Raw genomic sequence first — 20280 nt, 5'->3', positions numbered from 1 at the left:
CTGCCGCGATTCAGCTGCCAGCCCGTCTCATAACCCCAATCGGCCCTAATTCGGCAACCACGTCCAGACAAAAAGACGCGAAATTCCGTTATCCGGGGCCATGCGTTCTAGCGGCCACGGGTGGCAGAACTTGGGCCTGCCAAGTCCTTCAATCTGCAAGCGTTTACAAAGTTCCGGCGGGGTGCTCAGCGGGCGGTCTGCGGGGCTGCGATCATGGCGTTGCCGCGCCACTCGAAACCCCTCGCCCGCCATCCTTCTATCCAGAGGATCGGGATCAAGCCATCCCGCACGATGGCGATGAAGGGCGAACGCCAGTTCACATGCCAGCCCGCGGCACGGGCGAGCCAGAGTTCCGCGCCATACCACGCGACCGGCAGCACGGCGGCCGTGGCCAGCGGCAATCCCGCCAGCCAGATGCCATAGGCCGCGAGCAGCGACGGCCATACCCCGCCGGAGAAAATCTCCAGCGCGAAGCAGAGCGTGAAACTCGCCCGCCGCAACCGCGCCCAGCGTACCTGCCGTTTCCACACTTCCCGCCAGCCCCGCCGGCCGAGCGGCTGGATGAACGGCGCGTCGGCGAGTTTCACCGAAAGCCCCGCTTCGCGGACGATCTTGGTGGACGCGGCATCCTCCGCCGTTTCCGCACCGAGCGCGGCAATGCCGCCGCGCGCTTCGAGAAGGTCGCGGCGCCAGAGCATGGTCTTGCCCTGCGCGAAACCCGCGCCGAGCGTATCGGCGAAATATTGCCAGCGGGCCTGATACTCGTTCAGGAACACGCATTCGAACTCGGCGGGAATGCTTTGCGGATAACCACCCGCCGGCGGCACGCAGACCAGTCCGGTTTCATCGTCCCACCGCGCCAGCAGGCGCTCGATATAATCGCGCGGCAGGATGACATTGGAGTCGGAGAGCACGATCCATTCGTGCTTGGCCTCTCGCCAACCCTTCACGCAGTTGTTCAGTTTCGGATTGTCGCTGACGGCATCGTCGCCGACGAGGAGGCGCGCTTTCGCGTGCGGATATTGCGCAAGCAGGGATTTCAGCAACGGAATGGCGGCGTCGTTCGGCTGCGCCACGCAGAAGATGATTTCGTAATCCGGGTAATCAATCTCGAAAGTGGAGCGCAGCGTGATTTCCGCGCCCGCGTCCAACCCGCAAACCGGGCGCACCAGACTGACCGGCGGATACGCCACCGGCTTCGGCTGCTCCGTCCGCTCGCGGCAGCGGTAGATCGCAACCGCGACGGACGCAAAATGAATTGCCGCGGCGACCGCGCAGATTCCGAAAATCAGCCAGACCAGCGAGTGCATCGCGGATGGATGCACGCAAATCCGTGTCAGGCGTGTGACACGCTTTAGCGGTTCAGCGGCGCGTCGTGCAGCTCAGCGGCTTCGGCTGGCAGGCGATGCCGATGTTGCTGGCCGGATCGAACTTGCCATCGGCGGCGCGCTTATAATCGCGACAGCCATCGGTCGCGGCGATGCAGTCCGCGCCGAGCTTGTCGAAATCCGTTTCTTCTTTCATCAGCGCGGGCGGCGGCACGCGCGCAGGCGGTTGCGTCTTCGGCTGTGCTTTCGGTTGCACCTTGGGCGTGGGTTGCGGTTTCGCTTTCGGCGGCAGCGGAAGATCCGCAGCCCCGGCCGCGCCGGAAAGCACCAGAAGAAGTGCTATCGAAAGAACGGCAGCCACATGCTTTTTCATCAGGCAAGGCTACCGCCATTCGGGCCGGCGTTCCAGTTACCGCGATGCCGTTTGCATCGTCTTACGGCCCGCCGCAGAGTCCGCCGCATTCCCTCTCCCGACCCGAGGAAAACATGCCCGAAGTCCTGCTCACCGAACGCCGCAACCGCGTTGCGGTCTTTACCGTCAACCGCCCTGAGCGGCGCAATGCGTTCAATCTCGAAGTCGCGGAAAAAATCTACGCCGCCTTCAAGCAGTTCGACGCCGACGATACGCTGGACGTCGCCGTCCTTACCGGAGCCGGTGGAAATTTTTGCGCGGGCGCCGACCTTCATGCACTCGCGCAGGGCGAAGAACGTCCGTTCCTCACCGAAGGCGACTTCGCGCCGATGGGCTGCACGCGGCTCAAGCTCTCGAAGCCGGTGATCGCCGCGGTCGAAGGCTATGCGGTCGCGGGCGGAATCGAGGTCGCAAGCTGGTGCGACATGCGCGTCGCCGGAAAGTCGGCAACCTTCGGCGTGTTCTGCCGCCGCTTCGGCGTGCCGCTGGTGGACCTCGGCACCATCCGCCTGCCCCGCCTGATCGGCCACAGCCGCGCGATGGACCTGATCCTCACCGGACGTCCGGTGAAAGCCGACGAAGCGCTGGCGATGGGCCTTGCCAACCGCGTGGTCGAAGACGGCAAGGCGCTCTCGGCTGCGCTGGAAATCGCAGAGCAGCTTTCCGCGTTCCCGCAAACCTGCATGCGCGCCGACCGCCTTTCCGCGATCTCGCAATGGGACCTCGACTGGGACGAAGCCACGCGCAGGGAAATGGAAGGCGGGATGCGCGCAATCAAGGAAGAAGCGATTGCCGGCGCAACCCGCTTCTCAAGCGGACAGGGCCGCCACGGCAAGTTCTAGGAAGCGGCTCTAGGACGATCCCGCAGCCCGGATTGTTTCGAGCGCTTCGGTGAGTGCTTTCGTATCGTCGTTTGCTGGCCTTGCCGGTTTGCGCACGCCAAGCCGCGCCAGCAGTGGCGCGCGGCTTTCTTCCTTCTCGGCCATCTGGGTCCAGATGTCAGCGAGCTTCAGGAAGTTCTTCCTGTGATAGTCGTCCTGCGCTTCATTCGCTCTTTTCGCGCAGTCTTCGGCACGCCTCCGATAATCCGCCGCGTGGATCATGACGCAGTACCCCACAATTACATTCCGCCGCCGGAAACGCGGAAATGTTGTGGGAAGTTTCGGCTGAATGCAAAATTTTTATGACAAGTTTTCCACAGCGCACATGCACAATGCCTGCGCCATGGCGCGCTATCGAAGAAAACGAAGCTGCTGGAACTTTCTACCGCAGCGCCGTTGCTCGTTGCTGCGCAATATCCCGAAGCTACAACCCTAGTTCACGCCAAGATTGCGAAGGTTCTCGCGCGCCTGCGTCAGGTTCGGATCGAATTCGAGTGCGCGGCGATAACTCGCAATCGCATTCTCGCGCTGGCCGAGTTTTTCGTAAACGAGTCCGATGTTGTTGTGGGCGCGTGCATGACGCGGATCGAGACGGACCGCTTCATTATAGTCCTGCAACGCGCGCTGGTACTCGCCGCGATTGTAATAAACGATGCCGCGGTTGTTGAACGCAGCCACATATTGCGGGTTCATGCGGATCGCCTGCGAATAGGCGTCGATCGCGCGGTCGTATTGTTTCGTCGCCTCGAAGGAAATGCCGCGATTGTAATAGGCGTCGGCCGCCGGCTTGATTTCGATGGTTTTCTGGAAATCCTCGAGCGCCTGATCGTGGTTGCCGATCTTCTGTTGCGTCACGCCGCGATTGAACAACGCGTCGCCGAGGCGCGGATTGATGGAAAGCGCGATGTCATAATCCGCAAGCGCGCGCTCGTATTGCCCCTTGTCGTGCCACTTGTAACCGCGCGCATGATAGAGGTCGCCAAGCTGAACGCCGGAGTAACGGCCCGACGAAATCGCGTCGGAACAGATCGCAATGCCGTTATCGCCGAACACCTTGAAGCAGTCGTCGAAATCCTTGTTGCCCTGTGCCTGCGCCGGCAGCGCGAGCAGCATCAGACCCATGAAGAGTGTTGCGATCCGTAGCCTGGCCGTCATAGCTATAACCCATCCCTTTAGCCCGGCAGCAGTTTTGAGCCGCCGTTACCGGATTGCAAGTCACAGGACTGCGAGAATTACTTGATGCCGTAGCGGGCGAATTCGTCGGCGATCTGCGGCACCGCCGCCTGGGCGCTGGCGATGTCGGCCTGCCCGCGCTTGTCGCCCTTCTTTACCTTGGCAAGGCCCCGGCCGTAGAGCGCGCTTGGGGTATTGGGCTGAAGTTTGAGCACGGCGTCATAATCGGCGATGGCCTGATCGTACTGCTTCAATTTCAGATAGACGAGCGCGCGGCTGTCGAGGGCATTCGGCTCGTTCGGGAGCAGGCGCAGCGACTCGTTGCAATCGGAAAGCGCGGCTTCGAGGTTACCCATGATGGCATGGATGAAGCAGCGGTTATTCCACACGCCGGCATGGTCGGCCTTGATACGGATCGCCTCGTCATAATCGGCGAGCGCGAGCGCGAAGTCGCGCTTGCGGCGATAGGCTACGCCGCGGCCGACATAGACATAGAAATCGCGGCTACCGAGACGGATCGCTTCCGAGAAATCCTCGATGGCGCGGTCGACGTCTCCGCTTTGCAGATAGGCGTGGCCGCGCAGCATGAACCCCGACGGATCGGCCGGCGCGGTCACGATGGCTTCGGTCAATGACTGGATTGCGCTTTGCGCGTCTCCGCCCTGCAACTGCTTGGACGCCTGTTCGAGCAACTGCTGCGATTTCTGGGTGGCCTGCCCCGGTTGCGGCTGTTGCGTCTGCTGCTGCGGCGCAGGTTCTTCTTTCTTCGGCGGCGCGGCGGTGCGCGTCAGGCCGAACTTCGGCACGCCGAAGAAATAGATGTAGCTGCCGCCGCCGAACAGAAGGAAGACCGCCAGCATCGCGGCGATGACGAGGATGATCTTGCCGCGCCCGCTGCCGCCCGCAGTTTTCGCGGGACGGCGGCCACCGCCCTGTCGCCCGGCGCGGCGTTGCTCGGCGGCCATGCGGCGCAGTTCGCGCTCGCGCATCTGGGAGTGCCGGGGATCGGCCTGTTCGTGCTCGTATTCGCGGCCGTATCCGTGCGCGCGGTCGGCGGAACGGCGCGGCTGTACCTGCGGCTCGTCATGCTCGCGCGGCGCGACATCTTCATAGCCATATTCCGACGCGCCGTATTCCGGTTCGTGCGTCGGTTCGTATTCGCGGTGGTCTTCGTGCACGTCGCGATAGTCTTCGCGCGGGAGCGCGCGCGGCGTCTGCACGCGCGGGCGTTCTTGCGGTTGCAGCTGTTGCACTTGCGGACGCGGACGCATCGGCTCGCCACGGGAGACAACCGGCTCGTCGGGCGGATACGGGCGAAATACGCGTGTCGCCGAAGCCTGCGGCATGCGCGGCGGCGGCGCCTGCGGGCGCTCCGGCTCCCTCGGCTGCGCCATCGCCGCCTCGATGCGCTGGATCGCCTGTTCGAGTGCGCGCTGCTCGGAAATCAATTCGCTGACGCCCATCGGCGGATGGCCGTTATGCGCCTCGTCGAGCAGCAACGCGCGCGCCTGATCGTAGATCGCACGGCGCGCGTCCGCCGTATTCGGGCGGAGCCGCGAGACGGCGTTGTTGATCGGCGTGAAAAAATCGGTCGGCATGAATCGCGCGCGTCTTTCCTGAGGCTGCGGCCAATATATCGCGAAGCGAGCCTAGCGGACTACGGTGACGGACTGGCGCTGCGCGAAGAACTTGTCGATTGCCTCCGTCATCGCGCCCGCCACCTTTTCCCGCCATGTTTCGGACGTGAGCTGCTTCAGGTCGGCGGGGCTGGACAGGTAGCCGAGTTCGAGCAGCACCGAGGGAACATCGGGCGCCTTCAGCACGATGAAGGCCGCCGATTTCTGCGGCGTCTTGTGCAGCCTTGTCGCACCCTTGAGTTGGCCGACCAGCGTGCGCGCGAACAATACGGAATGGTTCTTGGTCTCGCGGTGCGCGAGGTCGAACAGGATATTCGCGACGTCGTCGGGCTGGTTCTGCAAATAGTGACCGACACGCTGGTCGGCGCGGTTTTCGTCGTCCGCCAGCCGCTGCGCCTCAAGGTCGGATGCGCGCTCTGAGACGGTGTAGACGGTCGCGCCGAGTGCTGCGCCTGCCTGACGCTGGAGCGAGTCCGCGTGAATCGAAATAAAGAGATTTGCGTTGTTGGTGCGCGCGACCAGCACGCGGTCTTCGAGCGGCACGAAGCGGTCGTCGTCGCGGGTCATGATCACGCGATACTGGCCGCTCTTCATCAGCCTGTCGCGCAACTTCTTCGCGACTTCGAGCACGATGTCCTTTTCCTCGTCGCCGGTGTTGGCGCGCGCGCCCGGATCGATGCCACCGTGGCCCGGATCAATGACGATGAGCGGACGGTTGTCCGATTGCTGCGCGGCCTTTTGCGGATTGGCCTTCGGGGGCTGGGTGCGCTCCGGCACGACCGCGAGCTTCTGGAAGTTCGCGGCGTCGGTGCGCAACATATCGATCACGAGACGCGCGGGCTGGTCGTCCTGCGCGGGGATAATATAAGCCTTGTCGATGAGTGCCGGTTCGCGAAGGTCGATCACGATGCGCGCCTTACCTGGCGCATAGAGGCCGTAGCGATAGGCGGTCACCAGTCCGCGGCCGTGGCGTCCCGCGATCACCGGCAGGTCGAAGGTCACCTCCGGCAGATCGACGATCACGCGGTACGGGTTCGCGATCAGGTAGGCCTTGAAATCGACGCCCTTGTTGAGATCGACCACAAGGCGTGTGCGGCGCTGGTCACCCGCAAGGCGTGCATCGAGCGCGATGGTGCGGGCACCCGCGGGCGCGGTCTGCGCACAGGCTTGCGGTGCCCCTGCCAGAACCATCCCGACCGCCAGCAATATGAGCGCCGTCCGCATGCCGCGCCTTCCGCCCGCTAAATCCTTTGAAATCAATAGCGTGGCAGGGTTAACCGGACGTTTTCAGGCATTTCGCAGGGCGGAAGGAAGCAAAAATCAAGGGAAATACAGGCTTCCGGCAACCGTGATCGGCCAAATCCTTGCCAAGGGGCCGCCTTGGGGCCTACATAAAACCATCACGGTTCGCGCGCGGGATTCGACAGGCGAACGGAAGGCGCGGGTCCGCGACCGGCAACAGAGTATGCCGCGACGCGCAGCGCGCACCAGACGCCCGCAACCACACGCAAAAAGCCGTGACGGCGCGCCGTTTCGCGTTCCCGCGATCCGGTTGCCGCCAAGAACAGGAAGCGAAGCGATGGCCGCACGAACCGCAGCCCGGGATCTCGAAAAGACCCCGAACGGCCGCGTGCGCGTTTCGCGCTCCACCACACCCACATTCGTTCCCTTCGTGACGCGCGCGCGTTTCGCGCGCGCAGTGAGATTCTCATGGCCAACAAAATGCTTATCGACGCCACCCACCCGGAAGAGACCCGGGTCGTGGTCGTTCGCGGCAATCGTGTCGAGGAATTCGACTTCGAAGCCGCCAATCGCCGTCCGCTTCGCGGCAACATCTATCTAGCCAAGGTCACGCGGGTAGAGCCTTCGCTCCAGGCCGCCTTCGTCGACTACGGCGGCAACCGGCACGGCTTCCTCGCTTTCGGCGAAATCCATCCGGATTACTATCAAATCCCGGTCGCCGACCGGCTGCGCCTCATCGAAGAAGAGGAGCGCGCCGCGCAGGCTGCCGCCGAATACGAAAGCCGCCGCCGGCAGAAGCGGCAGGCACGGAACGCCGACACCGGCGAGCAGGTCAGCGAGGAAGCGCCGGAAGGTGATCACGCCGAACCGCAAGACGGCGAGCATCAGGACCACGAGGCGGAATCTTTCGCGCAAGAAAGCGTAGAGGTTGCTTCCGAGACGGTCGTCGAAATCGCCGAAGCCGAACAGCCGGCCCCGCCTTCCCTTGAGGAAGCGCAGCAGATCGCGGAAGCCCACGACGAGGCGCATGTCGAAGCCGCCGAAGGCGAAGGCAATGTCGAGGAAGCGCATGCGGAAGACGCGCCTCCGCCGGAAGTCGTCGAGTCCACCGGCGGCGACGCGATGGAAGAAGTGCCGGAGCGCGCGCCGCGCCGTCACCGCACCTACAAGATTCAAGAGGTCATCAAGCGCCGCCAGATCATTCTGGTGCAGGTCGTGAAGGAAGAACGCGGCACCAAGGGCGCGGCACTCACCACCTATCTCTCGCTTGCAGGCCGCTACTCGGTGCTGATGCCGAACACCGCGCGCGGCGGCGGCGTTTCCCGCAAGATCACCGATGCGGCCGACCGGCGCCGCCTGAAGGAACTCGTGCAGGACCTCGAAGTGCCGGAAGGCATGGGCATCATCCTGCGTACCGCGGGTGCAGCGCGCACCAAGACCGAGATCAAACGCGACTTCGAATACCTGCTGCGGCTTTGGGAACAGGTGCGCGAGCGCACGCTGAACTCCACTGCCCCCGCCCTCGTCTACGAGGAAGGCTCGCTGGTGAAGCGCGCGATCCGCGACCTCTATAATAAAGACATCGACGAGGTGCTGGTCGCTGGCGACGAACCGTACCGCGAAGCCAAAGAATTCATGCGGATGCTCTCGCCGAGCCACGCGAAGAACGTCAAATCCTATCGCGACACGCTGCCCGTGTTCTCGCGCTACGGCGTCGAGCACCAGTTGGATGCGATGTTCTCGCCGACCGTGCAGCTCAAGTCCGGCGGCTACATCGTCATCAATCCGACCGAAGCGCTGGTCTCGATCGACGTGAACTCCGGCCGCTCGACGCGCGAGCACAACATCGAGGACACTGCGCTCCGCACGAACCTCGAAGCGTCGGAAGAAATCGCGCGCCAGCTTCGCCTGCGCGACCTTGCGGGCCTCATCGTGATCGACTTCATCGACATGGAGGAGAACCGCAACAACCGTGCAGTCGAACGCAAGCTCAAAGACTGCCTGAAGCACGACCGCGCGCGCATCCAGGTCGGACGCATCTCGCATTTCGGCCTGATGGAAATGTCGCGCCAGCGCATCCGTACCGGCGTGCTGGAAAGCTCGACCGAAATCTGCCCGACCTGCGGCGGCACCGGCCACATGCGCTCGGTGTCTTCGGTCGCGCTGCATCTGCTGCGCGCGCTCGAAGAACAACTGATGAAGTCGGCGGCGAACGACCTGATCGTGCGCACGCGGCCCGATACTGCGCTCTATCTCCTGAACCACAAGCGCGCTCACCTGCGCGACCTCGAAGGCCGCTTCGGCGTGCAGATCATGGTGCAGTCGGACGGCACGCTCGCCGGCCAGCAATATTTCGTGGTCGAGAAAGGCGGCGCGTCGCGCGGCGTTCCCGATCCGGCTTATGCACGCCGCATCGCGGAGTCCGTCGTCACCGAAGAGGACGAGGCCGACGATCTCGCGGCAGCCGAGGAAGAAGAATTCGCGGAAGAAGCGGAAGCGGACACCGAGGCCGGCGAGAACGCACCGGTTGCGGAAGGCGCTTCCGAGAATGGCGATGACCGCAACGGACGCAGGCGGCGGCGCCGCGGACGCCGTGGCGGACGCGGGCGCAACCGCGACGACCGCCCGCGCGAACATTCGGAGCGCGACCACCACGTTGCCGCGCCGATGCACGACGGCGAGAACGCAGAAATGTCCGGCGAAGCCGAAGGCGACGAACAGCCCGGCGATTTCTCCGGTACGCATGAAGGTGCGCACGCGAACGAAGGCGGCGAAGGCAACGGCGAACGCCGTCCGCGCCGCCGCCGTGGACGGCGTGGCGGACGACGCAACCGCCGCGATCGCGCTCCGAACGGCGACCAGCCGCATAACGCCGAAGACAACGGCGGCAACTTCGGCTTCGACGCCGCGCAAGACGAACCCGACACCACGCCGCAGCCGGAAGCGCGTCCCGCCTATCCGGAAAATCCGGGCACCGCGCCGCAGTTCAACGTCGAGCAGCCGCAGCCGGTGACGGCGGAAACCGCTCCGCAGCCCGTTGCGCAACCTGCCGAACAGCCGAAGCGCCGTTCGACGGTGCGCGAGGCCGCGCCGGTTTCGCGGTTCGACGACACGCCCGCCCCCGCCCAGGTTTACGAGCGGGCCGATGCACCGCTCGCACCGGAAAATGGCGGCACGGACGGCGGCAGCGAAACGCCCCCGCCAAGCCAACCGCGACGGACCGGCTGGTGGCGCCGCTAATCGCGGTCTAGGCTTGCATCCGGCCTGAGTTTGCGCGGGTCTTCGCGTCTGCCTTGGCTCCGCCACAGAGCGGAGAAATCGTATCCGCGCAGCCCGGCCGGAAAGCTTCGGCCGACGATGCGGCTGAACGGGAGAATACGATGAAGTTTTATGTAAAGAGTGCGCTCGCCGCAGCGGCGTTCCTGCTCGCGGCAGGTGCCGCCGCGGAAGCGCGGCCTGTGCTGGTCACGGCCGACCTGAACGTGCGCGTCGGCCCCGGCACGCAGCATCCTTCGGTCGGCGTCATTCCGGGCGGTTCAACCGCGGAAGTCGGGCGCTGCTTCGAGGGTTGGTGCGAGATTTTCTGGCGCGGCCTGCGCGGCTATTCGAGCCACGCCTATCTGGAAGGCGGCGGCCCGACCTATGTCGCCCCGCCACCGCCGGTCGTGTACGGGCCGCGTCCCTACTATGGCCCCGGTCCCTATTACGGACCCAGTCCTTATTATTACGGCCCGCGCCGTTACTGGCGCCGCTGGTAATCAGCCCGTCACGTTCGAGTGAAAACGCCGTGCTCTCGTCAGCGCGGCGTTTTTCTTTTCGATAGCCGGTGTTAGCCTTGGCTGATCGAGTAAAGCACGCGGTCAGTCATGGCATTGTTCTTCCGGCTCTTCGCCGTTGTGGCGATTTCCTTCAACCTTATCGGTTCTGGGTTCGCACAGCAGCAAGATCGCGACCCACAGCTTGCGAAAGCATACGAAGTTTGCCGAGAAAGCGACTCCAGTGAAGCGCTCGATGCCTGCGCAGTAGTCATCGCCAGCAAACACGCGACCAAAACCGAGCGCAGTGCTGCCTTCGCTTCTCGGGCGTTCTACTACACCAACAAACGCGAGTTCGACCGCGCGTTCGCAGAGTTGCAAGAGGGGCTACGGGTTTTGCCGGATGACGCTGGTATTTATTTTAACCTGTGTCAGACGCGCATGATTTCCGATGGCAACCTTCAACAGGCGCTTGTCGAATGTACGCAGGCAATCAAGTTGAGCACCGACGTTCGAGAAACGGAAATTTTTCTGACCGCGCGCGGTTTTCTGCTTGTTAGAATCAAAAGATTTCGGGAAGCCCTGGCGGACTTCGAAGCGGCACTGAAGATCAAGCCTGACGGTTACAATCAGCTTTATGGCCGCGGACTGGCATATTCAAACTTGGGCGACGAGCTGCGCGGGTTCGCCGACATCGCTCTGGCCCAGCGCATTAGCCCGCTACCTGATCTCAGAGAATTTCTGATCAAGTTGGGTTACGTGCGATAGCGCTCATTTTTGTGACTCGCCTATCGCAACGACGGTGATACTCTTTCCTGCGAACGGGAGGACTTCGATGGCAGCAATGGAATGTGCCAGTCCACGCCGGTTTCGCGCGCTCCTTATTGCGGTAGCGCTCGGTGTTAGCGCTTTTCTCGCAACGCCTGCGATGGCGCAAGGCAACGACTTCGACGATTGCGCCCGCCTCTCCGGGGATGCCGCCACCAATGCCTGCACACGCGCGATCGACTCCGGCCGCTATCGGGATCATCAATTGGCGCAGCTCTATTACAATCGCGGTGTCGAGTTCAACGACCGCGATCAACTGGAGCGCGCGATTCAGGACTACAGTCAAGCCATCGGCATCGATCCGCGCTACGCATCCGCCTATTACAATCGCGGCCTCGCCTACCGCAAACTCGGCAAGGTCGATCAGGCGATCGCGGACTACACGGTAGCGATCGAGATCAGGCCGAGCGCGGAGTTCTACAACAATCGCGGCGTCGCCTTTGAGAAGAAAGGCGACAACCAGCGCGCGCTGTCCGACTACAGCGAGGCGATCCGCCTGCGTCCGGATTACGCCATCGCGTTCTACAACCGCGCGAACATTCGTTCGGACCAGAACCAAACGCAGGAAGCGCTGACCGATTACAACGAGGCGATCCGGCTCAATCCGAAATACACCAACGCGCATTTCAACCGTGGCCTGCTCTACAAACGGCAAGGCAACCGCGAACGCGCCATCGCAGACTTCCGCCGCGTACTCGAACTCAGTCCGAACGACAGCGGCGCGCGCAAGAACTTGCAGGATCTCGGAGCGAATTGATGCCTATACCGCGCGCGGCCCAACTCTTTCTCGCCATTTCACTCACGGCGGCATCTGTCTTTGCAGTCGCGTCTACGGCCCGCGCACAACAACCTGCCGAGGTCTGGCGCCTGTGCGTCGGTGGCGCAGGCATTTCGCCCGATCAACGCATAACAAATTGCACGACAATCCTGTCTTCCAGCCGCGAGACGAATGAGAATCTCGCCGCCGCCCGCAATAATCGCGGCGGCGCTTATCACGCACAGCGCCGCTACGATCTAGCGCTGGCCGACTTCGACGAAGCGCTGCGCCTGAATCCGAAACTTGCGAATGCATGGACCGGCCGTGGCGCGGTCCATGCCGCACAACGCAACTTCGCCCGCGCAATCTCCGATCACACCCGCGCCATCGAACTCAACCCGCAGCACAACGACGCCTATTACAATCGCGCCCTCGCCCATCAGGGTGCGGGCGACATCGGCAGCGCGATTGCGGATTTCAGGAAGTCGCTCGAAGTGAATCCGGCCGACGACGATGCAAGGCGGCAACTGCGCGAGCTTGGCGTGACGCCGTAACCGCGATCAGCGGTTCAGCCAGCCGCCGATGCGCTCCACCGCTTCGTGCATTTCCGCAGGCGAAGCGGCATAGCAAAAACGGAGATAGTGGTTGCCGCGCGCGGTGTCGAAATCTACGCCCGCCGTCGCCGCGACGCCGGCCTCGTCCAGCATCCGCTTCGCGAAATCAAGCGAGTCGTTCGTGAAGCGCGCGACGTTCGCATAGAGAAAGAAACCGCCATCGGCGGGAAGAAAATCGTCGAGGCCCGCCTTCGGAAATCCTTCGATCAGGATACGGCGGTTTTCCTCGTAGTCGCGTTTGATGGCTTCCATTTCCGCCTGCCCGTCGAACGCGGCTTCGGCCGCAACTTGCGAGAGCGTCGGCACGGAGATGGCGAGGTTTTGCTGTAAGCGCTCGACGGTCCGCACCAATGGTTCGGGCACCACCATCCAACCGATGCGCCAGCCGGTCATGCAGAAATATTTCGAGAACGAATTGATGACGAGCGCATTGTCGGAGAATTTCGCGGCCGTCTCGCCGAAGAATGCGTAATCGAGGCCGTGATAGATTTCGTCCGAGATGAAACGGATGCCTTCCGCTTCACAGGCCGCGATCAGCTCTTTCAGTTGTTCCGGCGGGATCATGGTGCCGGTCGGATTGGCGGGCGACGCGACGATGGCCCCGGCCAGCGGTTTCTTGCGGTGTTCCGCGAGCAGCGCTTCCTTCGTGATCGCCCAACGGTCGTTTCCGGAAATTTCGATCTCAACCGGCTCGCAGCCCAGCGCGCGCAGGATGTTCCGGTACGGCGGATAACCGGGGGACGCCATCGCCACGCGGTCGCCCGGCTCGAACAACGACAGGAACGCAAGGATGAAGCCGCCGGAAGAACCCGTGGTCACGACGATACGGGCGGGATCGGTTTCGATGCCGTGGCGCTCGCGGTAGTAGCGGGCAATTCTCGCGCGCAGCGAAGGGATGCCGAGGGTGGTGGTGTAGCCGAGCCTGTTCCCCTTAAGCGCAGCTTCCGCAGCTTTCAGCGCCGTTTGCGGCGCGCTGGCCGCGGGCTGCCCGACTTCCATGTGAATCACGCGCCCGCCCGCGGCCTCGATCCGGGCAGCATGCTCCATCACATCCATAACCATGAACGGGGGCACGTCGCTCCGCTGCGAGGGGGCGAACAGTGCCCGCGCCGCCTGGCCGCGCAAAAGTCCCTCGTCCAGTGGATGCTTCGGTTTCATAACGCCCCGTTGTAGCCGCAATCCCGCGTTCCGGTGCGAGACAGGCGGCCGGTGTCGCGGGTTCGTGATGCCGGTCCACGTTGACCAGCCGCTCTGGCCTGACGTAAGCCATTGTCAGGCCTCACGAATGGAACATTCCGGCCCCATGCCCCAAGGCGAGATTGCTAGCAGGACCAGCCGTGCTGTGCCAGCACGGCAAACCAATTGCCGTTTCTCGCCTCTCACGCGAGCGTTCGCGGTTGTGCTCGCGGTCGTGGTGTTCGCCGCCCAGCAACATGCCGCCTTTGCGCAGCAACGCCGCGGCCTGCCCGTCCTGCGCGACGCCGAGACTGAAGAACTGCTGCGCGACTACACGCGTCCGATCCTGAAAGCAGCGGGCCTAGCCCAGCAGAACATCGAAGTCGTCATCATCAACAGCCGCGACTTCAATGCGTTCGTCGCCGACGGCCGCCGCATTTTCGTGAACTACGGTGCGCTCTACGATTCCACGACGCCGAACCAGATCATTGGCGTACTGGCGCACGAAACCGGCCATATCGCGGGCGGTCACCTTTCGCGGCTGCGTGAGCAACTCGCCAACGCGCAAACCGCCGCGATCCTGATGATGCTGCTCGGCGCGGCTGCGCTTGCGGGCGGCGCTGTTGCCGGTGCGCGCGGCAGCGATATCGGTCAGGCGGCGCCCGGCGTCATCCTCGGACCCAGCGAAGTAATCCGCCGCACACTGCTGTCTTATCAGCGCAGTCAGGAAGAAGCGGCCGACCGGGCCGCCGTCACGTTCCTGAACGCGACCGGACAGTCCTCGATCGGCATGATCCAGACCTTCTCGCGTTTCGCGCAGCAGCAGTTGTTCGTGACGCAGCAGATCGATCCTTATCTGCTGTCGCATCCCACCGCGCAGAACCGCATCGCGCAGCTTGAATCGCTGGCGCAGTCGAGTCCGTACTACAACAAGAAAGATCCGCCGGAGCTTCAGTTCCGCCACGACATGATGCGCGCGAAAATCTCCGGCTTCTTCGACAAGCCGGACGTGGTGATGCGGCGCTATCCGCCCTCGAACGCTTCGCTGCCTGCGCAATATGCGCGCGCGATCTCGGCCTATCGCTGGGGCAATCTAAAGCACGCACAGGAACTCATCGACCGCCTGATCCAGCAGATGCCGCGCAACCCTTATTTCTACGAATTGAAGGGACAGGCGTTGCTGGAAGCGGGCCGCGCAAGGGAAGCGATTGCCCCGCTTCGTCAGGCCGTCGAACTCTCGCGCGGCGCGCCGCTGATCCGCATGATGCTTGGTCAGGCGCTGGTGCAGTCCAACGACAATTCGTTCGCGGATGAAGCGATCCGTGAGTTGCGCTTTGCGCTGCAACGCGAGCCGAACGCGCCAATCGGGCACCGCCAGCTCGCCATCGCCTATGCCCGCACCGGCGACCGCGCCAATGCCGACCTCGCCTCCGCGACCGCTTCCTTCAACGAAGGCGATTTCAAAACCGCGAAACTGCTCGCCACGCGCGCGCAAACCCAGTTCAAGTACGGCACGCCGGGCTGGCTCCGCGCCGACGACATCGTTAAATTCCAACCGCCGAAGCTCACCAAGAACTGAGCGGCACCGAACCGGAGATTCCCATGACCCTCGCCTTTCGTCCCCGCCTCTGGCTCGGAGCGCTCTGCGCCGCCGCCGTCATGACGGTCAGCGCGAGCGCGCAAACCTCGCCCGCACAGAAGGAGGAGTTCGAGAAAATCATTCGCGAATATCTCCTCAAGAATCCTGAAGTGATTCAGGAAGCGATTGTCGAATTGCGCAAGCGGCAGGAACAGGCCGAGATCAAAGCGCGTAGCGAAGCGCTGAAGACGCAGCGCGAAACGCTGTTCAATTCGCCGCGCGGCATCGTGATCGGCAACCCGAAGGGCAACGTCACGTTGGTCGAATTCTTCGATTACAATTGCGGCTACTGCAAAAAGGCGCTCGGCGACGTCAACGAACTGCTCAAGAACGATCCGAACATCAAGATCGTGCTGAAGGAATTGCCGATCCTGAGCGAAGGCTCGGAAGAAGCCGCGCGCGTCGCGGTCGCGGTACGCTTGCAAGACCCGTCGAAGTATCTCGCTTTCCACCGCGCGCTGCTCGGCGGCCGCGGCGAAGCCAACCTGCAACGGGCGCTGGCCGCCGCGCAGCAGGCCGGTCTCGATGTCGAGCGCATCAAGAAGGACCTGACCAATCCGGAGGTCGAAGCGACCCTGAAAGAAAACGCCGCGCTCGCGCAGGCGCTCGCCATTAGCGGCACCCCGACCTACGTACTGGGCGACCAGCTGATTCCGGGCGCGCTTCCCTATAACCGCCTGGTCGTGGCGATTGCGGCCGTGCGCAAGTGCGGGAAGGTGGAATGCTAAGTATTTTCACATACTTAGCCCAGCCTTCCCCTCTCCGGCCGCGCTCTCTATAAGAAACCGCCGCCCGCGAACAGCGGGCGGCGAGCCGCATCTGGCGGCTTCGCCTCAACCACGCGCATGAACCGATGGCCGCTCTAGTCTACGTCCTGAACGGGCCGAACCTGAACCTGCTCGGCAGCCGGGAAACCGCCATCTATGGCGGGGCCACGCTCGACGACATTCAGAAGCTCTGTGCGGATACCGCGAAGAAGCACGGTTTCTCGACCGACTTCCGCCAGACCAATCACGAAGGCGTGCTGGTGGACTGGATTCAGGAAGCGCGTACCAAGGCGGCGGGCATCGTCATCAATCCGGGCGCCTATACGCATACTTCGGTCGCATTACAGGATGCGATCCGCGCAGCGGGCGTGCCGGTAGTGGAAGTACATCTGTCCAATATCTTTGCGCGCGAGGAATTCCGGCATCACTCGTTCGTGTCGCCGGTCGCGCGCGGCGTGATTTGCGGGCTTGGCCCCGCCGGTTATGGTCTTGCGATCGACGGCCTCGCGGCCGTGATCCGCGGCTGAAAAACGGAAAACGGAAAGAAGAATGTTCAACCGCAATCTGAAAGTAGATCCCGCAATGGTGCGGCAGCTCGCGGAGCTGCTGAACGAAACGGGTCTGACCGAAATCGAAGTGGAGTCCGGCGGCCAGCGCATCCGCGTATCGCGCGGCGCAGTAGGCGTTGCTGCGGCCGCGCCGGCAGCCCTCGCCCCGACCGCGGCGCCATCGCGCGCGTCCGCTGCGCCGATGGCGGCGACCGAAATCGATTTCAGCAATCATTCGGGCGCGGTGACGTCGCCGATGGTCGGCACCGCCTACCGCTCGCCTGAGCCGGGCGCGCGTCCCTTCGTCGATGTCGGCGACACCGTGAAGGCCGGCCAGACGCTCCTCATCGTCGAGGCGATGAAGACCATGAACGCGATTCCCGCGACGAAGGCGGGCAAGGTCACGCAAATCCTGTTCGACGACGCGCAGCCGGTCGAATTCGGCCAGCCGCTCGTGATCGTCGAGTAGGCGCGCCCGCATGTTCGACAAGGTTCTGATCGCGAACCGGGGCGAGATCGCGCTGCGCGTGCTGCGCGCTTGCAAGGAACTCGGCATTGCGACCGTCGCGGTCCACTCGACCGCCGACTCCGATGCGATGCACGTCAAGCTCGCGGACGAGAGCGTGTGCATCGGCCCGCCACCCGCGCGCGAAAGCTATCTCAACATTCCTTCGCTGCTGGCCGCTTGCGAAATCACCGGCGCGGATGCGGTGCATCCCGGCTACGGCTTCCTGTCGGAGAATGCGCGCTTCGCGGAAATTCTGGCCGATCACAACATCGGCTTCATCGGTCCGAAGGCCGAACACATCCGCATCATGGGCGACAAGATCGAGGCGAAGCGCACCGCGAAGCGCCTCGGCATCCCGGTCGTGCCCGGTTCAGAAGGCGGCATCACGTCCGACGAAGAAGCAATGCGCGTCGGCAAGGAAATCGGTTTTCCGCTGCTGGTGAAAGCAGCGGCAGGCGGCGGCGGGCGCGGCATGAAGGTCGCGCGCGACGCGGAATCGCTCTCCGCTGCGCTGTCGTCGGCGCGTGCGGAAGCGAAAGCCGCGTTCGGCGACGACGCGGTCTATCTCGAACGCTATCTGGAGAAGCCGCGCCACATCGAAATCCAGGTGCTCGGCGACGGCAAGGGCAACGCCGTGCATCTCGGCGAGCGCGACTGTTCGCTGCAACGCCGCCACCAAAAAGTGCTGGAAGAAACGCCCTCACCCGCGCTGAACGGCGAAATGCGCGCGCAGATCGGCGAGATCTGCGCCAAGGCGATGCGCGAACTCCAATATTCCGGCGCGGGCACGGTCGAGTTTCTCTACGAGAACGGCGAGTTCTTCTTTATCGAGATGAACACGCGCATCCAGGTCGAACATCCGGTGACGGAAATGATCACCGGCATCGACCTCGTGATCGAGCAGCTTCGTATCGCCGCGGGCGGCACGCTTTCGTTCAAGCAGGAAGACATCAAGTTCGCCGGCCACGCCATCGAATGCCGCGTGAACGCCGAAGACCCGCTGACGTTCGCGCCCTCGCCCGGCACCATCAAGCACTATCACGCGCCCGGCGGCCTCGGTGTTCGCGTCGACAGCGCCGTCTACGGCGGCTACCGCATTCCGCCATACTACGACTCGCTGATCGGCAAGCTCATCGTCTACGGCAAGACGCGCAACGAATGCATGATGCGCCTGAAGCGCGCGCTCGACGAGTTCGTGGTCGATGGCGTGAAGACCACGCTGCCGCTGTTCCGCAACCTGCTGCGCGAAGCCGACATCGTGAACGGCGACTACGACATTCACTGGCTTGAGCGGTATCTGGCGGAAAAGACCTAGAACAGCCGGTTCAGCTTGAACGCGTAAAGAAACACGGCAAGCGCAAGCGCCAGAAGGAAATTGACGGCCGCCTGCGTTGCTATCAGCCAGCCCGGCACGCGCAGGCCGAACACCGCAAGCGCGGCCGCCACGAGCACGCTTACCTCGAAGGCGAACGGCACCAGCGTTGACGTTTCGCGATATGTGAATGCGGCGTGCAGATGCCGCGCCATCAATAGCACCGCACCGAGTGCGACAGCCGCGTTAATGCCAGCTACCGGCATCCATTGGCGGCGATGCCAGCCGAACCAGACCAAGCCGATCAGCAGCGCCAACACGCTTGCAACGCTGCCGAGCCTTACAACCATATCCGACATAAGATTTTACACGACGCTGGAAACCGGAGCGCTAAACTACCGGTCATGAGCCGCCATGACGAGTCGCGCGTCGAGATCACGCCGGAAGTGCTGCTGAAGGCGTATTCCTGCGGCATCTTCCCGATGGCCGAAAGCGCCGACGACCCTTCCCTGTTCTGGGTCGAGCCGGAAATGCGCGGCATCATTCCGCTTGAGGGCTTCCATGTTTCGCGCCGCCTCGCGCGCACGGTGCGCTCCAACCGTTTTGAGGTGCATGTCGACCGCGACTTCGACGCGGTGATCGACGCCTGCGCCGCGCCGGCTGCGGGGCGCAATTCAACCTGGATCAACGCACGCATCCGCAAACTTTATCGCGCGCTGTTCGACCGCGGGAAATGCCACACGGTCGAGGCGTGGCGCGACGGAAAGCTGGTCGGCGGGCTGTACGGCGTGCGCATCGGCGCCGCGTTTTTCGGCGAAAGCATGTTCCACTTCGAACGCGACGCCTCGAAGGTCGCGCTCGTGCATCTCGTGGCGCGGCTCAGGAAAGGCGGCTTCCGGCTGCTCGACGCGCAGTTCGTCACCGATCATCTGGAGAGCTTCGGCGCGTTCGAGATGCCGCGCGCGGAGTATCAAAAGGCGCTAAGCGACGCGATTGCGAAGCCGGCGCAGTTCTACTGCTGGCCTTCCGACGGCATTATCGACGGCGGCGTCATCTTGCAGTCGATCAGCCAGACGTCATAGATCGGGTGCTCGACCGCGTTCAGGCCCGGTGACGACGCGAACATCCAGCCGGTGAAGATGCGGCGGATTTCAGCTTTCAGCGTGATCTCTTCTACTTCCACGAAAGCCGTGGTGTTCTGCGTTTCGGTCGCGGGCCGCGTGTAGCAGGCGCGCGGCGTCACCTGCAGCGCACCGAACTGCACCGTCTCATTCAGCGCCACGTCGAACGTGATGATGCGCCCCGAAATCTTGTCGAGGCCGGAGAACACGGCAGTCGGATTGGCAATGCGCTCGCCTTCCGGCGTCTGGTTGATCGTCTCAGGCGTCGTCGCGGGCGGCGGAAGCTCCTTGCCCTTCGTTTTTGTCTTCGTGGATTTCTTCTTCTCGCCCGGCTGCGCCGGATCGTCGGGCTGTTGCTGCCTTTTCTTCGTGGTCTTCTTTTCCGGCGCGATGATATCCGGCTGCGCGGGCGGCGGAAGCGGCTGCTGCGAAGGCGGCGGAAGTGGCGCCTGCTGCAAGTCGCCCGGCGGGCGCGGCGGGGTAAACTGGCCGAGCGCGGAACCACCGGCGAGCGCCACGGTCAGCGTCGCCGCTGCGATCAACCGGGAAGAAATTCGAACCATTCTGGGTAGTGCCGCCGCC

Annotated in this window: 21 protein-coding genes; 12 read left to right on the top strand and 9 right to left on the bottom strand. The window is 63.4% G+C overall.

What is annotated here, in order from left to right; genetic code table 11:
• Positions 1–185: 185 nt before the first annotated feature.
• Both KF794_05135 and KF794_05130 read right to left on the bottom strand, forming a co-directional pair.
• Positions 186–1310, bottom strand: coding sequence for a glycosyltransferase (locus KF794_05135; protein QYK46597.1), 1125 nt, complete (start codon positions 1308–1310; stop codon positions 186–188).
• 52 nt (positions 1311–1362) lie between these two features.
• Positions 1363–1689 carry a hypothetical protein gene (locus KF794_05130; protein QYK46078.1) on the bottom strand — a complete coding sequence of 109 codons (327 nt, stop codon included), beginning with the start codon at positions 1687–1689 and terminating at the stop codon, positions 1363–1365.
• 125 nt (positions 1690–1814) lie between these two features.
• Here KF794_05130 and KF794_05125 point away from each other — a divergent pair, with 125 nt between their 5' ends.
• Positions 1815–2582 (top strand): crotonase/enoyl-CoA hydratase family protein, encoded by a 768-nt coding sequence (locus KF794_05125; protein ID QYK46077.1) that lies wholly within the window; start codon positions 1815–1817, stop codon positions 2580–2582.
• Positions 2583–2591: 9 nt separating this feature from the next.
• On the opposite strand, the gene KF794_05120 is transcribed toward KF794_05125, so the two are convergent.
• The 4 genes from KF794_05120 to KF794_05105 form a co-directional block, all read right to left on the bottom strand.
• The gene (locus tag KF794_05120; GenBank protein QYK46076.1) at positions 2592–2843 is read right to left on the bottom strand and encodes a hypothetical protein; all 252 of its coding nucleotides are present in this window, start codon (positions 2841–2843) and stop codon (positions 2592–2594) included.
• A gap of 210 nt (positions 2844–3053) precedes the next feature.
• Positions 3054–3776 carry a tetratricopeptide repeat protein gene (locus KF794_05115; protein QYK46075.1) on the bottom strand — a complete coding sequence of 241 codons (723 nt, stop codon included), beginning with the start codon at positions 3774–3776 and terminating at the stop codon, positions 3054–3056.
• Positions 3777–3853: 77 nt separating this feature from the next.
• Positions 3854–5392 carry a tetratricopeptide repeat protein gene (locus KF794_05110; protein QYK46074.1) on the bottom strand — a complete coding sequence of 513 codons (1539 nt, stop codon included), beginning with the start codon at positions 5390–5392 and terminating at the stop codon, positions 3854–3856.
• Positions 5393–5443: 51 nt separating this feature from the next.
• Positions 5444–6655 (bottom strand): N-acetylmuramoyl-L-alanine amidase, encoded by a 1212-nt coding sequence (locus KF794_05105; GenBank protein QYK46073.1) that lies wholly within the window; start codon positions 6653–6655, stop codon positions 5444–5446.
• 486 nt (positions 6656–7141) lie between these two features.
• Here KF794_05105 and KF794_05100 point away from each other — a divergent pair, with 486 nt between their 5' ends.
• From KF794_05100 to KF794_05080, 5 genes are all read left to right on the top strand, one after another.
• Positions 7142–9913, top strand: a complete 2772-nt coding sequence (locus KF794_05100) for an Rne/Rng family ribonuclease (GenBank protein QYK46072.1) — start codon at positions 7142–7144, stop codon at positions 9911–9913.
• A gap of 140 nt (positions 9914–10053) precedes the next feature.
• Complete coding sequence (locus KF794_05095; GenBank protein QYK46071.1) at positions 10054–10431, top strand: SH3 domain-containing protein; 378 nt, start codon at positions 10054–10056, stop codon at positions 10429–10431.
• 108 nt (positions 10432–10539) lie between these two features.
• Positions 10540–11196, top strand: a complete 657-nt coding sequence (locus tag KF794_05090; protein ID QYK46070.1) for a hypothetical protein — start codon at positions 10540–10542, stop codon at positions 11194–11196.
• 67 nt (positions 11197–11263) lie between these two features.
• Positions 11264–12013, top strand: a complete 750-nt coding sequence (locus KF794_05085; protein ID QYK46069.1) for a tetratricopeptide repeat protein — start codon at positions 11264–11266, stop codon at positions 12011–12013.
• Positions 12013–12567 (top strand): tetratricopeptide repeat protein, encoded by a 555-nt coding sequence (locus tag KF794_05080; GenBank protein ID QYK46068.1) that lies wholly within the window; start codon positions 12013–12015, stop codon positions 12565–12567. Before KF794_05085 ends, KF794_05080 begins: the two co-directional genes overlap by 1 nt.
• A gap of 6 nt (positions 12568–12573) precedes the next feature.
• Here KF794_05080 and KF794_05075 read toward each other — a convergent pair whose 3' ends face one another.
• Positions 12574–13785 (bottom strand): aminotransferase class I/II-fold pyridoxal phosphate-dependent enzyme, encoded by a 1212-nt coding sequence (locus tag KF794_05075; protein ID QYK46067.1) that lies wholly within the window; start codon positions 13783–13785, stop codon positions 12574–12576.
• Between the two features lie 145 nt (positions 13786–13930).
• Between KF794_05075 and KF794_05070 the strand changes: the two genes are divergently transcribed.
• From KF794_05070 to accC, 5 genes are all read left to right on the top strand, one after another.
• Positions 13931–15382, top strand: a complete 1452-nt coding sequence (locus KF794_05070; protein QYK46066.1) for a M48 family metallopeptidase — start codon at positions 13931–13933, stop codon at positions 15380–15382.
• Positions 15383–15405: 23 nt separating this feature from the next.
• Complete coding sequence (locus tag KF794_05065) at positions 15406–16170, top strand: DsbA family protein (GenBank protein ID QYK46065.1); 765 nt, start codon at positions 15406–15408, stop codon at positions 16168–16170.
• A gap of 125 nt (positions 16171–16295) precedes the next feature.
• The gene (aroQ, locus tag KF794_05060; GenBank protein QYK46064.1) at positions 16296–16736 is read left to right on the top strand and encodes a type II 3-dehydroquinate dehydratase; all 441 of its coding nucleotides are present in this window, start codon (positions 16296–16298) and stop codon (positions 16734–16736) included.
• Between the two features lie 22 nt (positions 16737–16758).
• Positions 16759–17226, top strand: a complete 468-nt coding sequence (gene accB, locus KF794_05055) for an acetyl-CoA carboxylase biotin carboxyl carrier protein (GenBank protein ID QYK46063.1) — start codon at positions 16759–16761, stop codon at positions 17224–17226.
• A gap of 10 nt (positions 17227–17236) precedes the next feature.
• Positions 17237–18580 carry an acetyl-CoA carboxylase biotin carboxylase subunit gene (accC, locus tag KF794_05050; GenBank protein ID QYK46062.1) on the top strand — a complete coding sequence of 448 codons (1344 nt, stop codon included), beginning with the start codon at positions 17237–17239 and terminating at the stop codon, positions 18578–18580.
• Here the strand turns inward: accC and KF794_05045 are convergent.
• Entirely contained in the window at positions 18577–18936 is a 360-nt protein-coding gene (locus tag KF794_05045) for a hypothetical protein (protein QYK46061.1), read from the bottom strand. The genes accC and KF794_05045 overlap by 4 nt on opposite strands.
• Before the next feature lie 45 nt (positions 18937–18981).
• On the opposite strand from KF794_05045, the gene aat reads away from it, so the two are divergent.
• The gene (gene aat / locus KF794_05040) at positions 18982–19659 is read left to right on the top strand and encodes a leucyl/phenylalanyl-tRNA--protein transferase (GenBank protein ID QYK46060.1); all 678 of its coding nucleotides are present in this window, start codon (positions 18982–18984) and stop codon (positions 19657–19659) included.
• Here the strand turns inward: aat and KF794_05035 are convergent.
• On the bottom strand, positions 19590–20261 hold the full coding sequence (locus KF794_05035) for a DUF2155 domain-containing protein (GenBank protein ID QYK46059.1): 672 nt from the start codon (positions 20259–20261) through the stop codon (positions 19590–19592). The two genes, aat and KF794_05035, sit on opposite strands and share 70 nt — an antisense overlap.
• Positions 20262–20280: the final 19 nt, after the last annotated feature.

It is taken from the genome of Xanthobacteraceae bacterium (assembly GCA_019454205.1).
Lineage (GTDB): Bacteria > Pseudomonadota > Alphaproteobacteria > Rhizobiales > Xanthobacteraceae.
This window is presented reverse-complemented; position numbering and strand designations above follow the sequence as displayed.